The organism is Flavobacterium sp. KH_035 (genome assembly GCF_057839565.1).
On sequence record NZ_CM174492.1, the window covers coordinates 5411907 to 5426852 of the forward strand.

The following is a 14946-nucleotide window of genomic DNA, read 5'->3' on the forward strand; positions in this document are numbered from 1 at the left end:
AAATAAAAAGTAACTGGCGTTATATTTTTTAAAGAAGAAAAACTCATTGAATTACCAAAAAAAGATTATTTAAAAAAACTATCCACAAATTCATACTTATTAAAGACTTGCAAATCTTCAATTCCTTCTCCAACACCAATGTATTTTACAGGAATCTGAAATTGATCTGAGATACCTATCACTACACCACCTTTAGCTGTTCCGTCCAATTTAGTCACAGCAAGCGATGTTACTTCGGTAGCAGCTGTGAATTGCTTAGCCTGCTCAAAAGCATTCTGACCTGTAGAACCGTCTAAAACCAAAAGCACGTCATGAGGAGCATCGGCAACTACCTTTTGCATCACACGTTTTACTTTTGTAAGCTCGTTCATTAAATTGATTTTATTGTGTAGACGTCCGGCAGTATCAATAATAACTACATCGGCATTTTGAGCTACCGCAGATTGCAATGTATCAAATGCAACAGAAGCAGGATCACTCCCCATATTCTGTCTCACGATTGGAACATCTACGCGATCTGCCCATACCTGTAACTGATCGATAGCAGCAGCACGAAAAGTATCAGCAGCTCCCAGAACCACTTTATAACCGGCTTTCTTAAACTGATATGCTAATTTACCAATTGTAGTAGTCTTACCTACTCCATTAACACCAACAACCATTAAAACGTATGGTTTTTTATCCTTTGGAATCTCAAACTCCGTTGCTTCGCCTGTATTAGTCTCAGACAATAAAGCACCAATTTCTTCACGAAGAATCTGATTCAATTCATCTGTTCCTAAATATTTATCTGCAGCAACACGTTTTTCGATTCTGGAGATTACTTTTAGTGTTGTATTTACTCCAACATCAGAAGCTACCAAAATTTCTTCCAGATCATCCAGAACGTCGTCATCGACCTTAGATTTTCCGGCAACGGCTTTGCTTAACTTTGAGAAAAAAGTAGTTTTTGATTTTTCAAGACCTTTGTCTAAAGTCTCTTTTTTATCAGTAGAGAATAATTTTTTAAAAAAACTCATTTTTATAGGTTGTTAGTTTTTTAGATTATACGATTTTACAATCCGAATAATCTTTAATATTTAAAGAAACCTAAAATTAGTCATGTTTCTTTAAATATTAGACAAATATAAAAAATAAAAAAGCTACTTCCGAATGAAAGTAGCTTTTCTATATACTGTGATTGTTATTATTTCTTTTTCAAGAATTCATCAACTTCTTCAGGAGCCATAATAGATTCTACGAATGTATACGCACCAGTTTTAGGAGATTTAACCATTTTGATGGCTTTTGATAATCTCTTAGAAGATGTTTGTAACGATGCTACGGTTTTCTTTGCCATGATTTAAATGTTATTGAAATTCAATAAATCTTTAAATATTTTAATATTAACAGTATTACTAGTATTTCAAGTATTACTTAATAATTTAACACTTTAAGATTGTATTAAAATCTCTAAGTTATTACTTAATTTCTTTATGAACAGTTACACGTTTCAAGATTGGATTAAATTTTTTAATCTCTAATCTGTCCGGAGTATTTTTCTTGTTCTTAGTTGTTATATATCTAGAAGTACCTGGAACACCAGAAGTCTTGTGCTCAGTACATTCTAAAATTACCTGGATTCTATTACCTTTCTTTGCCATCTTGCTATATATTTATTTAGGAAAAGATTATTTGATAAATCCTTCTGACTGTGCTTTTTTCAAAACAGCAGTGATTCCATTTTTATTAATTGTTTTTATCGTAGATGCTGCTACTCTAAGAGTAATCCATCTATCTTCTTCTGGAAGATAAAAACGCTTTTTAACTAAGTTTACAGAAAACTTTCTCTTAGTTTTGTTCATAGCGTGAGAAACGTTATTTCCTACCATCGCTCTTTTACCTGTAAGGTCACAAACTCTTGACATTATACTTATCTTTTATCGTTATTCAAAATCAGGGTGCAAAGAAAAGAAAAATAAACCATTGTAGCAAAAAATTATTGCACAATTTTTAAAATTTCTTTCTGTAATATTTCTAAACTCTTGATAGTTGCTCTATCTATCACTTTTTCACGTGGTTGGCCAAAGTTAAATTCTTCGACAATTATACCCTGCGGAGTTGCTAAAGCGATAAAAACAGCTCCAATTTCAGCATCAGAGTCTCCTTTTGTCGGTCCGGCGTTCCCGGTTGTAGCAATTGCATAGTCGGTTTTAAGCATCTCTTTCACATTCAAAGCCATAGCCGATGCAACCTCGGCACTTACGACCGAAAACTGATCAATCAAATCCTGCGAGACACCGAGAACATTGACCTTCGCTTCTGTCGCATAGGAAACCACACTGCCTTTAAAATAATTGGAAGCCCCCGGTATTGCCGACAAAAGTGAAGCAATTTTTCCTCCGGTAAAACTTTCGGCCGTCGAAATCGTTTTATGCTGTTTGGTTAAAATTTTCCCAACTACAGATTCAATGGTTTCATTTTCTTCATAACCCACTATAATATCATTGATTATAGCATCTAAAGATTTTACATTCTCTTCAATTGCAGCTTCCAGCACTTCTTTATTGGCTCCGCGGGCAGACAAACGCAAACGTACTCGTCCGGGATTAGGCAAATAGGCTAACTTTATAAATTCAGGCAAATTATTCTCCCAATCTTCGATACGTTCCGCAACTAGACTCTCGCCCTGACCATAGGTCAAAATTGTTTTATGAATGATGTAAGGACGTTTGTATTCACGAATTATTTTGGGAATTATCTCTTCTTCGACCAAATATTTCATCTCATACGGGACTCCTGGAAGCGAAACAAATACTGTATTTTCTTTCTTCATCCACATCCCTGGAGCCGTGCCCATTTTATTATGCAAAACGGTACATTTGGACGGAACTAAGGCTTGATCTTTATTTAATTGTGAAATTGGACGTTTGTAAAAACCTTCAATCAATTGTGTCACGTGAGTCAGAACTTCAGGATTCACCACCAGCTCATCATCAAAATAATCGCAGAATGTTTTTTTAGTGACGTCGTCTTTTGTTGGCCCTAAACCACCGGTCACAATAACCACATCAACCTTATTCTGCAACTGGGCGAATGTTTCTAAAATATGCTTTTTATCATCACTTATCGAGATCATTTCATGAACTTCGACACCAATGCGATCCAGCGATTTTGCAATAAAACCTGAATTTGTATCTACAATCTGACCTATTAAAATTTCATCTCCAATAGTAATGATAGTTGCTTTCATAGCTGTGCAATATTTTCACTTACTTATCGTAAGCCATTATTATAAAATTAGATTGTTGTTGCAGCAATTTTACACAAAAGACTGGTATAATATACTTTTATACCCAAAAAATGCCCGCCAGATTCTCAAAGCAAAAAATGAAGTGATCTACTGAACACTACTTCTATTTTTTAGCATAAAAAAAAAGACTTACAAATCAAAGTCTTTCTTTATCTCTTTGATCGCCTCTTTTACCTGTACTTTTATACTTTTAAAAGTTTCGATAATTTCTTTTTTCTTGCCTTCGGCTTTGGTCCAGGCCTCAACTTGCAGAATTTCTTCAAAAGCCACATTCAACCCCATTAAATCTAATGTGGGTTTTATTTTGTGCGCATATGAGTAGGCATACTTATGATCCTTCTTTTTAATTCCTTCTTTGATTTGTTTCAAATCCTCAGGAACTTCAGTTACAAATAATTTAAGAATTTCGTTTACAAATTCCGGATCATTGTCTGAAAGCGCATATACTTTCGAAAGGTTGTATTTTAAAGCCATTATTTTACTTGTATTCTGAATAATTTTTTATCTTCTAAAAAGCCTTCTAAAACGTCGTTTGGTTTAACCGCAGCAACACCTTCCGGTGTTCCTGTAAAAATGATATCGCCAATTTTTAGCGTGAAAAACTGCGACACATAAGAAACAAGTTCGTCAATTTTCCAAAGCATAAAACCAGTATTTCCTTTTTGAACAGTTTCGGAATTGTTTGTCAATTCAAATGTAAGATTTTCCATCGAAACAAAATCAGTCTTTGGCAAAAACTCTCCAATAACTGCAGACCCGTCAAAAGCTTTTGCTTTTTCCCAAGGCAATCCTTTTGCTTTTAATTTTTCCTGTAAATCTCTGGCGGTAAAATCAATACCCACACTAATCTCATCGTAGTACTTGTGCGCAAATTTAGGCTCAATATACTTTCCTACTTTGTTAATTTTAACAATTATCTCTATTTCGTGATGAATTTCTTCAGAAAATTCCGGAATTACGAACGGATGCTGTTTCAATAAAACTGCTGAATCCGGTTTCATAAAAACCACCGGCTCTGTCGGACGCTCGTTTTTTAACTCCTCAATGTGATTGGCATAATTTCTACCGATACAAATAATCTTCATTTTTATATAAGTTGCTAAGCTACTAAGATTCTAAGACTCTAAGAAACTATGCTAAAACTTAGCTCCTTAGAACCTTAACCCCTTAGAACCTTATTTTGTGTTTAACTTTCTTAATTTAATTGCCGTTAAGACCTTTTTGGTGTATAGAGGAAAATCAGCATTTTGAATCCAGCTGAAATACCCCGGCTCACTTTCTAAAATCTTATCCACTTTAGCTCCTTTATGTTTTCCGAAGGTAAAAATCTCTTCGTTGTCTTTATCAAAAGCAATCATTCCGGCAAAGTCTGCGATTTTTTTTCGGGTCGTAAACTCAGACAATGATTTCATATCATTTTCCAATTCCGGGTAACGATCTAGTTGTGCTTTTAAGATCTCGTAGGTAGCCATTGTATCTGCTTCTGCCGAATGCGCGTTCTCCAGACTTTTCCCGCAATAGAATTTTAGCGCCGCACTTAAAGTACGCTCTTCCATTTTATGAAAGATCGTTTGTACATCTACCGAAACTTTGTTTTTCATATCAAAATCCACTCCGGCACGCAGCAATTCTTCCGCCAGTAACGGAATATCAAAACGATCTGAATTAAAACCGCCTAAATCACTGTCTTTAATCATATTATAAACCTGTGGTGCCAATTCTGCAAAAGTAGGTTCATTAGCTACTTTTTCATCCGTGATACCATGAACAGCAGTTGTTTGTGGTGGAATTGGAATCGTAGGATTCACCAACCAGGTTTTACTTTCTTTATTTCCGTTTGGAAAAACTTTGAATATCGAAATTTCTACAATTCGATCTTTACCGATATCAATTCCGGTTGTTTCAAGATCAAAAAAGCAAATTGGTTTATTGAGTTTGAGTTCCATTTTTAATTTTTATAAGATTACAAATGTAATTTTTAAAGCCGAATTTCTCCTTTTATTCTTGACTTTTTTAAACAAAAAGGGCTGTAATTGCTCGATTTTAACTTTTAAATTCATTCTAAAAGCAAGCTTACATTAGCTTTCTTAACCTTTTCTTACAAACAAAAAACCCGGGAAATCATTTAAATTTCCCGGGTTTGCATTTATTTTTAAAACAGAATTTAAAAATCTCTGTTCACATCAAAAGCTTCTAAATATTCAGCTACTCTTTTTACAAAACTTCCTCCTAAAGCACCATCTACTACCCTGTGATCGTAAGAGTGCGATAAGAACATTTTTTGACGGATTCCGATAAAATCACCTTCCGGAGTTTCGATAACCGCAGGTACTTTACGAATAGCACCCAGAGCCAGAATTCCAACTTGCGGCTGATTGATAATTGGAGTTCCGAAAACACTTCCAAAAGTCCCCACATTGGTCACCGTATAAGTTCCGCCTTGTGTATCGTCCGGTTTTAATTTTCCAGCTTTTGCACGGTTTCCTAAATCGTTAACCGCTTTTGCCATTCCAACTAAATTCAACTGATCCGCATTTTTAATTACAGGAACAATTAAATTTCCATTTGGCAAAGCTGCCGCCATTCCTAAATTTATATTTTTCTTTTTGATGATGTAATCACCATCAACAGAAATATTCATTCCCGGGAAATCTTTTAAAGCTTTCGCAACTGCTTCCATCATAATTGGCGTAAAAGTCAGCTTCTCACCTTCTCTTTTCTCGAAAGCACTTTTTACTCTTTCTCTCCATTTTACAATATTCGTTACATCTACTTCAATAAACGACTGCACGTGTGCTGAAGTTTGTACCGAAGCCACCATGTATCCCGAGATCAGTTTACGCATTCTGTCCATTTCGATGATTTCATCACCTCCATTTACAGATACTGGAACTGCTTGCTGGCTTTTTTGAACAGGAGCTGCGGACTGAACCGCTTTTGGAGCTTCCACAACTGCTTTTGGAGCCTGAACACCCGATTTACGAGCTTCAATATATTTTAAAATATCTTCTTTTGTTACGCGACCGTCTTTACCTGAACCTGCAATACTTTCTAATTCAGCAACAGAAACTCCCTCTTCTTTAGCAATATTTTTTACTAATGGAGAAAAGAATTTATCCGATCCTGAAAAATCCTGCGGTGCTGTTACAGCGTCTTTTACAACTTCGATTGTTTTTTCGATTTCAGCGACTTCTGCCGGAGCAGCAGATTCTACTGCCTTAACAGCCGGTGCATCACCTTCTGTTTCAATAATTGCAATAGTTTGTCCTACCTGAACCAAATCGTCTTTACCGAACAATTGCTCAATCAAAACTCCTGATACCTCGCTTGGTACTTCACTGTCAACCTTATCAGTTGCAATTTCCAGTACTGCTTCATCAGCTTCAATTTTGTCTCCCACTTCTTTCAACCAGTTTGTAATAGTTGCTTCAGCGACACTCTCTCCCATTTTAGGAAGTTTCAATTCAAATCTTGCCATATTGTTAATCTAAAAGGTGATTTTGATTTTCAGATTGCGAAATTACTGAATATTTTGAATATAAATTACACTTAATATAATTTTTTACTCGATTTTTACAATTTGCCCCCTGTCATTTCGCGAATTGCTCCCAATAATAAAATTTGCATTTTTGGGGAAAATCTTAAAAGTAATGTTCTTATCTTTAACAGTTTCTATGATTTTGATACATTTTTCGAATGAAACATATTGATTATCCAAAATAATCTCAACTCTTTTACCCTCAAAAACCTGGCACGAATTTACCATTTTTTCTTTTTTGAAATCTAAAAAGGTGACTTTATTTTTTAAAATTTCAGGTAATTTTTCAGACAAAATTCGATTTGAAGAGTAAAAAACGACTCTTTCCGGCAAAGGTTTTGATTTTGTTTTTCCTTGAAACATTTTCACAAATGAAAAGAACCAGATTCCGATTTGGATGAAAAATTCAAAAAACCATGATTTTCTAAAATGCTTCTGATAGAAAAAACTCATCGCTTCCTGAAAACGTTTCATATACTTTTCATCTTTTACCGTACTTTCACCTTTGTAATGCAAAACGGTTGTTTCATGAAAATAATAATTACACTTCTTTCTTTGTATTGCCCTATACGACAAATCAATATCATCGGCATACATAAAGCATTTTTCATCAAAACCTTCTAATTCTAAATATAAATCACGCGTCATCAACATAAAAGCCCCAACCAAAACATCAACTTTTCCGCTTTCGTTTGTCCCTAAATGCTGTGCGTAGTACTGATTAAAAAGTTTCCATTTTGGAAAAATTTTATACAATCCGAAGATTTTAGTAAAAGCCACCCAGGGTGTCGGGATTCCGCGTTTGCTTTCGGGTAAAAAAGCTCCGGTACCATCGATTAGTTTACAGCCCACAATTCCTAAATTGATTTGTCTTTCTGCGAAAGCTACAATTTTCTTAAACGTATTTTCGGCAACAACCGTATCCGGATTTAAGATACAAACATACTTTCCCCTAGCGGCTGCAACTCCAATATTATTCCCTTTTGGAAACCCAAAATTGGTATCGTTTTGAATTAGTTTTACTCCCGGGAACTTCGTTTTCATCATCAAACAGCTCTCGTCTGATGAATTATTATCCACTACAATGATTTCGGCATCAAGCGACGAAATAGCATCCTGAACACTTAAAACGCATTGTTCCAAAAAGTAACGTACATTATAATTAAGAATAATTACCGATAATTGCATGAAAAATAGGGGAATTGATTTTTTTGGAAAGTTAGAAATTTTCGGCCAAACCTAGCCTTAATGACCAATCGTTTTTACTGCCCCCAAAATCCAGCATCAGATTACTGTTATTTTGTTTGCTTCATTTAATCCTTAATTTGGTTCCAACAGTGGGATTCCATTTCCTCAAATTACAGGTATCTAATATGAATACAAGACAAAAAAGCATATTTTTGAGTTGAAAAAACCTTTATATGAAAATCAAAACCTCGATTGAAACTTCTTCTTTATTTTTATTACTAAGTATTGGATTTCTCTTCTCTGGCTTTACTTTCTTTAAGGGACCGGATAAAGACTTAGTCAAAACCTCTGCCTGGTATATTGCAGGTCCCGCTATAGAAAGTCAGGAAACGATCAACAAGGTCCGTGAGGAAAAAGGGATCGTAAAAGTCACTGTAAAAGACGACCCTTCGGGTGAAATTGAACTGAATGTTCTAATAACAAATTCTAATTCAAATGATGGCGCTCCTACCAATTTACCGGATGATTCTAAATTCGTAAGCATCACTTATAAATCTTCGCACCTAATGAAACTGCAGGCACGCGAAGGGAACGAAGAAGGAACCGGCTGCATACACGGAGGATCTCACCCAAGAGTTGACCTTCCTCCTTCTCCAAATCATTTTAAAACTATCAAAATTCCATGGACGGATTTCAGACAGGACGGTCTTCCAAACGGAAAACTTCTGAACATTCATAATTTATGCAAATTCAACTTTGTAAATTACCATCCCGTTGCAGAAGCCTTTTTAGAAATAAAATCAGTTACTATTTAATCTTTAAGAAATATGAAAACAAAGCTTTGTCTTTTACTATTTACTGTTCTACTCTTTTCAAATAACAGCTATAGCCAATCAAAAAAAATCGATATTAATGGCGTTTGGGAAGACATAAATCCGGGAGTACAAAATGCTGTCGCAATTGTATCGGAACAAAACGGAAAAATTATTTTCTCTCATTACCTGGAATGGAAAGGACAGAAATTTGTAGAAAGCGGTACGGGAAAACGAATCGGAAACACTATTGTATACACGGTAAAAGTCACATTACCCATTGAAGGCTGGGCAACACAAGGCACACATACTTTAACATTGTCTGAAGACGGCAACACGCTCGAAGGTACTTTTATTGACAACAAGAAAAGAACCGGACCGATTTCGTTTAAAAGGGTACATTAGGGATTGTTTCAAGTTTCAAGTTTCAAGTTTCAAGTTTCAAGTTTCAGGTTTCAAGTTTCAAGTTTCAGGTTTCAGGTTTCAAGTTCAAACTGCACCTGAAACCTGAAACTCCATCTCTTTATAGATGCAATTGAATCTTAAACCTATTCATGATTTTCATCACATAAAGCATAATAACAGAAAAAACCAAAGACCAGATAATCCCCGGAACCCCTTCTCTAAAATATCCCGGAATAATATGAATATTAATAGTCTTACAAAAATAATAGATAACGCCCGGCAGAATATAAATCAATAACGGATTTGCAGCAGCAGGCATAAAGAAACTACTCCATTTGGTTTGTTTTTTAAGTTCCATAAGCCAATACAGAAAATAGAACAAAACGGTACAAATTGCGGCCGAAAACATTGTCCAGGAAGGAGTTCCCTTTATTTTTGAAATTCCAAAATACGGTCGTAACAAATATCCTGTTGCAAAAAATAAAACAACAAAAGCTATTACCCCCCAATTGATTTTAGCAGGCACTATTCGATCAAAAAACAATAATGAAATTACTACTCCGGCAGCAACTAATGAAGCGTGAGTTAAATGACCTGCAATAAAACTCAACCATTCTATTTGATGTAAAGCGGATCCTTCTGTTAGATTAATTGAATTTGCCACAACACAAACCACTAAAAAAGCAATCATTGCCCCTAATTTTCCGGAAACCAGCCAATAATAAACCACTGTAAAAAGATAAGCCCAACCAATTAATCCCAGAATTCCCCACCATTTTGGCGTCATCCCAATGTTGCCTGTATCCTGAACATATAAAAAGTAAAGTGCTATTAAAACCGCTATTCCGCCATATTGAAGAGTGTTTTTTAACCAAACCGGAAAATCCTTAGCATATTTATTCCAAATTGGAATAGGCATTAAATAAGCTAAAAATCCCCAAAATGCAGGCGAAATAATCATTCTGGCAGCATCATAACCTTCTGCTGCATTGACCATAAAAACACCTATAATTATGAGAGCCAAAGCTCTTTTTAAGGTATGTGTCCAAATCGTTTTTATACTGTCTCTTTTGATCAATCGGGCATTAAAAGCAAACGGAACAGACATTCCTACAATAAATAAAAAAGCCGGAAAAACCAGGTCTACAAAAGTCATAGCATCAGCATCAGCCGGCATATGTTTCATCCATTGCGGCACATTGGTGATACTCGCCAGCTCATTTACAAAAATCATAACAAAAATTGTGATTCCGCGTAAAGCATCTATCGAAATAATTCTTTTGTTGTATAAATTTTCTTTTATTTTCATAAATCATTAGATTTTTAGGAATCTCAAATATAATATAATTATGAAATGGCGAGTTACAATCGTTACATTAAAATTAAAGCATCACAAATTCTCCTTATTTACATACTTTTGCAACATGTTATCCTTTTTAAAATCAAAACCTCTTTTAAAAGATCTGTTGTCGGATCATTATGTTGATATCCATTCGCATATTTTGCCCGGAATTGACGATGGCGCAAAAACTATCACCGATACGATAAAACTTGTCAATTCGTTTCAGGAAATGGGAGTGTCCCAATTTATTACTACTCCACACATTAATCATTATGTCTGGAATAATTCGGCGCAAATTATTACAACAAAACAGGAAGAGACTAAACTTTTGTTAGAAGAAAAAAATATTACTGTTCCTTTTCAGACTGCAGCAGAATATTTTATTGACGATTGGTTTGAGAATCATTTTAAAAATGAAAAACTTCTAACATTAAAAGACAATTATGTATTGGTTGAAATCTCGTATCAAAATGCTCCTCTGCAATTGTACAAGACTCTTTTTGAATTACAGGTAGCCGGATACATTCCGGTTTTGGCACATCCGGAGCGCTATTTATATTACCGAAAAGATTTTAATGAATATGAAAAGCTAAAAAAAGCAGGCTGTTTATTTCAACTAAATTTGTTGGCTGTTGTGGGGTATTATGGAGAACGAATTACCAAAACTGCGGAGGAACTTCTTAAAAAAGGGATGTATGATTTTACGGGAACCGATGTACATCACATGAATCACATCAGAGCTTTTGATCAAAAAATAAAGATCAATAGTATGTCTAACCTAAAAGAAGTTATTGCCAACAATCAGTTTTTTAAATTCTAAACCTTATCAGTACGCATTTTCTTCTCCTTTTACGATGTTGATGATCGTTTTTATAATGATTTTAATATCTAACATCAGACTCCAGTTCTCGATGTACCAAATATCATATTCTACTCTATTTTCCATATCAACTAATTTTTTGGTTTCGCCACGGTAACCATTTACCTGTGCCCAGCCTGTAATACCTGGCTTGGCATACTGACGCACTAAGTAATTATTAATCAAATCACTATATTCTTTAGCAAGATTTATCATATGTGGTCTTGGCCCTACGACTGACATGTCACCTAAAAAAACATTAAAAAACTGCGGCAACTCATCGATACTGGTTTTACGAATAAACGAACCAAATTTCGTCACACGGCTATCTCCTTTTTCGGCTTGTTTTCGATGCGCCAAACGATTGACATACATACTTCTGAATTTATAACACATAAACGACCGATTATCACGACCTGACCTTTCCTGCTTAAAAAATATTGGGCCCGGAGATTCAATTTTAATAATCAGCATAATTATAGGAAACAGCCACGGAAATACCAACAAGATTACAGAAAGTGAAAAACCAATATCAAATGCTTTTTTAACCAGTCGGTTTACCGCAAACTCCAAAGGTTCGGTTCGAAACATCAAAACAGGTGTATTTTCATAGAATGCAACTTCGACTTTACTGGATTTTGTATACAACTGAAAATCCGGAATAAACTTAATACGCACCATGTTTTGCTCACAAATCTGCGTCAGTCTATTTATGATTTCAATTTGATCGATATGCAGTGCCACATACATTTCATCGACCTTACTTTCGACAACAAATTTATGAATCGCACTAAAATCTCCTAATACAAGAGCTGAATCCACAATTGAAGCATCTATATCCTTATCGAAAAAGCCTAAAAATTTATACCCATAAGTCAGGTCTTTTGCCAGTATCTTCCGCATTCTTTCTCCAGACTCATTGGCTCCAACAATCACAAATGTTTTAAAATTGTAGCCCTTAGCCCTGATATACTTTAAAAGCTTCATTGATAAATAGCGGGAAACCATCAATAATCCAAAAAAAATCAGATAAAAAGAAAGCAATCTGAGCCTTGAAATTTCATAGTATTTGAGGTACACCACAAAAATTGAAATTAAGGCAGCGTGAATTATTAACTTCTTAACTGTTCTAACCAATATCGATTCGATAGGCTCAACCCTTACACTTCTGTTCGAATCATTTTGAAACAACAACCCTACCCAAATTAAAATCGCCAACAATGCAACTGTTCGTTCTTCTTTTGATAAAAGTTTATCTAAACTGCCAAATCTTGTCAATGCAGACAACAGCGTTGCTAAATTTAGCAACACAACATCAACACAAACAAATAAAAGCTTGAAATAGCGCGAAAAACGATAATGCGACAGTTTCTGTAAAATTTCCATATCTGGGGTCTATGACTTATTCTAGGCTAAATAAAAACTGATTAAAAATCCGTTAAAAATTAGTAGTGCAAAATAGTATTTTAATTATATTTTTTGGCATTATTTAAAATCTATCTTTAAAAGTTTACTTTTATGTTATGCAAATTTAATATTGCAGACCATGATTAAGACTATTTTACTCTTTTGCCTTACTATATCTTTTGCTAATGCCCAGGTTTTAGGCTGCACCGACCCTCTTTCTAAAAATTATAATCCCAATGCTACAGTCAATAACGGAAGCTGCAATTATAAAAATACCCCATTAAAACCTATATATTCCAAACTCCTTAACGATTCGATCAAAGAAACCTCGGGATTAATTGTCTTCAACAATTTACTTTGGACACATAATGACGATCATGACAAAACGATCTACGGCTTAGATTCATTGGGAAAAATTAGAAAAAAAGTTGTTCTGGAGCAAGTCGTTAATCACGACTGGGAAGAGATTTCGCAAGACAGTTCGTTTATATATGTTGGAGATTTTGGAAACAATCTTTCCGATAACAGAACAGATTTACACATTTTAAAAATAGAAAAAAAGTCGTTCTTAGAAGGAAACCCAACGATTGAAAACATTTCATTTCGGTACGCTGATCAAACGGATTTCTCTCTTAAAAAACCAAACACGGCTCAATTTGACTGCGAGGCCTTTATTGTATCCAAAGACAGTATCTATTTGTTTACCAAACAATGGAAGACATCCAAAACAAATATTTATGTTTTGCCTAACCAATCCGGCAGTCACGTTGCACAGCTAAAACATAGCCTAAATACAAAAGGCCTGGTAACCGGAGCTACTTATCTAGCATCTAAAAAACTAATTGTACTTTGTGGTTATTCCAAATTTGGCAAACCGTTTCTGTACCTGTTATACGATTACAAAAGCACTGATTTTTTATCGGGAAACAAACGAAGGATCAATTTAAAACTCCCTTTTCATCAAATTGAAGGAATTGCAACATCAGATGGTCTGCATTATTACTTAACAAATGAAGCTTTGGTTCGAAAACCAATCCTCAATGTACCACAGCAGATTCATTATTTTGATTTGAGTTCCGTATTGAATTCCTATCTCCATAAATAATTCGCAAATAGCAATAATTTCAGTTTTGTTACCAATAAAAATTCGGTGCTTTTTGTTCGTCTATCAATTTCTTTTCTGTTTTACCAATTGTCTAATTGATGCCAGATGCCCTAATAGCACTATTGGAACTATAAAAGTTGGTAACCAACTGAATGGAAAATTCAAAATTGCAATATTTGGTTGTTCAAAAGCAAATTTCTGTATTGGTGAAGGAGCAGAAAACAAAGCATTAACTACAATATTTAGTAAAAACCCCAAACAAATAAAATTCCAAACCAAAATTAAATTTCGACCAATTTTTCGTTTTGTAAAACCAAAATAAGCAATAAATGGCGCTGTCATTCCTGCAAGAATATCAAAGTTCCGTCCTTCAAAAGTCATTAATTCGGGAATTACTTTATTCAGAAAAAGCCAAAACAAAACGATTTCAACCGGAATTCTGACGACATTCAAATACGTTAAATTCCTAATTGGTAAGCTATCCACAAACTGTCTTCCTTTTGAAGTAGCAAATAACAAAAGAACTACCAAAATTGCTGGTAGAATCCCCATCAAGATTATTCTTGGCGGAAAATAACTCGTGTCTGAATTGTAAATGTTTTTCAATGTCAAAACAGCCTGAATCATAAGCCAGATTATGAAACCAATGAAAACTGGCTTTGCTATTTTTCTTGTCTGCTCAGAGGTTGAATTTGCAATTGTCCAAATGAAAAGTAATAAAGTCGCAACCGTCGTCAGTCCAAAAATCAGAGCTATATATATTGGTAAATTGTTTATCATTTTCTGTTTGTACTTAGTTTTACATTATCATAATGATGTATACTTATTGAGAGCAATCATCTATTAATTTTCATAAATCCAAACGACTTTCCTTTTGTACTACACCAATAATTTCACTTCTACGAATATAAGAAATTTCACACCTCCAAACTCATATATTTTTTGAGGTTACACTCGTGATTCAATTAATAAGTTTACTTAACATCCGCCGTTATCTA

At 34.6% G+C, this 14946-nt stretch carries 17 protein-coding genes; 4 read left to right on the plus strand and 13 right to left on the minus strand.

The genetic code is table 11. From position 1 onward, the window contains the following. Positions 1 to 65: 65 nt before the first annotated feature. The 10 genes from ftsY to AC3IS6_RS21935 all read right to left on the minus strand — a co-directional run bounded on the left by ftsY (position 66) and on the right by AC3IS6_RS21935 (position 8018). Positions 66 to 1019: a signal recognition particle-docking protein FtsY gene (gene ftsY, locus AC3IS6_RS21890; protein ID WP_173966109.1), complete on the minus strand. Its 954-nt coding sequence runs from the start codon at positions 1017 to 1019 to the stop codon at positions 66 to 68. A gap of 167 nt (positions 1020 to 1186) precedes the next feature. Continuing rightward, entirely contained in the window at positions 1187 to 1339 is a 153-nt protein-coding gene (locus AC3IS6_RS21895; RefSeq protein ID WP_008468081.1) for a DUF4295 domain-containing protein, read from the minus strand. Positions 1340 to 1460: 121 nt separating this feature from the next. Then, positions 1461 to 1643, minus strand: a complete 183-nt coding sequence (gene rpmG / locus AC3IS6_RS21900; protein ID WP_008253902.1) for a 50S ribosomal protein L33 — start codon at positions 1641 to 1643, stop codon at positions 1461 to 1463. 27 nt (positions 1644 to 1670) lie between these two features. Then, complete coding sequence (rpmB, locus tag AC3IS6_RS21905) at positions 1671 to 1907, minus strand: 50S ribosomal protein L28 (protein WP_008468080.1); 237 nt, start codon at positions 1905 to 1907, stop codon at positions 1671 to 1673. Positions 1908 to 1978: 71 nt separating this feature from the next. Then, complete coding sequence (locus AC3IS6_RS21910) at positions 1979 to 3232, minus strand: CinA family nicotinamide mononucleotide deamidase-related protein (protein ID WP_489162519.1); 1254 nt, start codon at positions 3230 to 3232, stop codon at positions 1979 to 1981. A gap of 189 nt (positions 3233 to 3421) precedes the next feature. Continuing rightward, positions 3422 to 3766, minus strand: a complete 345-nt coding sequence (locus AC3IS6_RS21915; RefSeq protein WP_173966111.1) for an Hpt domain-containing protein — start codon at positions 3764 to 3766, stop codon at positions 3422 to 3424. Then, positions 3766 to 4377, minus strand: coding sequence for a fumarylacetoacetate hydrolase family protein (locus tag AC3IS6_RS21920; protein WP_489162521.1), 612 nt, complete (start codon positions 4375 to 4377; stop codon positions 3766 to 3768). The genes AC3IS6_RS21915 and AC3IS6_RS21920 overlap by 1 nt, the downstream gene beginning before the upstream one ends. A gap of 90 nt (positions 4378 to 4467) precedes the next feature. Continuing rightward, the gene (locus AC3IS6_RS21925) at positions 4468 to 5238 is read right to left on the minus strand and encodes a 3'-5' exonuclease (protein ID WP_029272720.1); all 771 of its coding nucleotides are present in this window, start codon (positions 5236 to 5238) and stop codon (positions 4468 to 4470) included. A 218-nt stretch (positions 5239 to 5456) separates the two neighbouring features. Beyond that, positions 5457 to 6770: a dihydrolipoamide acetyltransferase family protein gene (locus AC3IS6_RS21930; RefSeq protein ID WP_489162523.1), complete on the minus strand. Its 1314-nt coding sequence runs from the start codon at positions 6768 to 6770 to the stop codon at positions 5457 to 5459. Between the two features lie 84 nt (positions 6771 to 6854). Next, on the minus strand, positions 6855 to 8018 hold the full coding sequence (locus AC3IS6_RS21935; protein WP_489162525.1) for a glycosyltransferase family 2 protein: 1164 nt from the start codon (positions 8016 to 8018) through the stop codon (positions 6855 to 6857). 233 nt (positions 8019 to 8251) lie between these two features. On the opposite strand from AC3IS6_RS21935, the gene AC3IS6_RS21940 reads away from it, so the two are divergent. Both AC3IS6_RS21940 and AC3IS6_RS21945 read left to right on the plus strand, forming a co-directional pair. Next, complete coding sequence (locus AC3IS6_RS21940; RefSeq protein WP_489162526.1) at positions 8252 to 8833, plus strand: hypothetical protein; 582 nt, start codon at positions 8252 to 8254, stop codon at positions 8831 to 8833. A 12-nt stretch (positions 8834 to 8845) separates the two neighbouring features. Further along, entirely contained in the window at positions 8846 to 9235 is a 390-nt protein-coding gene (locus tag AC3IS6_RS21945) for a hypothetical protein (RefSeq protein ID WP_489162528.1), read from the plus strand. Positions 9236 to 9353: 118 nt separating this feature from the next. On the opposite strand, the gene AC3IS6_RS21950 is transcribed toward AC3IS6_RS21945, so the two are convergent. Then, on the minus strand, positions 9354 to 10544 hold the full coding sequence (locus AC3IS6_RS21950) for a DUF5009 domain-containing protein (protein WP_489162530.1): 1191 nt from the start codon (positions 10542 to 10544) through the stop codon (positions 9354 to 9356). A 115-nt stretch (positions 10545 to 10659) separates the two neighbouring features. Between AC3IS6_RS21950 and AC3IS6_RS21955 the strand changes: the two genes are divergently transcribed. Further along, entirely contained in the window at positions 10660 to 11397 is a 738-nt protein-coding gene (locus AC3IS6_RS21955; RefSeq protein WP_489162532.1) for a tyrosine-protein phosphatase, read from the plus strand. Between the two features lie 6 nt (positions 11398 to 11403). Here AC3IS6_RS21955 and AC3IS6_RS21960 read toward each other — a convergent pair whose 3' ends face one another. Beyond that, positions 11404 to 12822 carry an undecaprenyl-phosphate glucose phosphotransferase gene (locus AC3IS6_RS21960; RefSeq protein ID WP_489162533.1) on the minus strand — a complete coding sequence of 473 codons (1419 nt, stop codon included), beginning with the start codon at positions 12820 to 12822 and terminating at the stop codon, positions 11404 to 11406. Between the two features lie 160 nt (positions 12823 to 12982). Here AC3IS6_RS21960 and AC3IS6_RS21965 point away from each other — a divergent pair, with 160 nt between their 5' ends. After that, complete coding sequence (locus AC3IS6_RS21965; protein ID WP_489162535.1) at positions 12983 to 13948, plus strand: T9SS C-terminal target domain-containing protein; 966 nt, start codon at positions 12983 to 12985, stop codon at positions 13946 to 13948. 63 nt (positions 13949 to 14011) lie between these two features. Here AC3IS6_RS21965 and AC3IS6_RS21970 read toward each other — a convergent pair whose 3' ends face one another. After that, complete coding sequence (locus AC3IS6_RS21970) at positions 14012 to 14728, minus strand: hypothetical protein (protein ID WP_489162537.1); 717 nt, start codon at positions 14726 to 14728, stop codon at positions 14012 to 14014. Positions 14729 to 14946 lie beyond the last annotated feature (218 nt).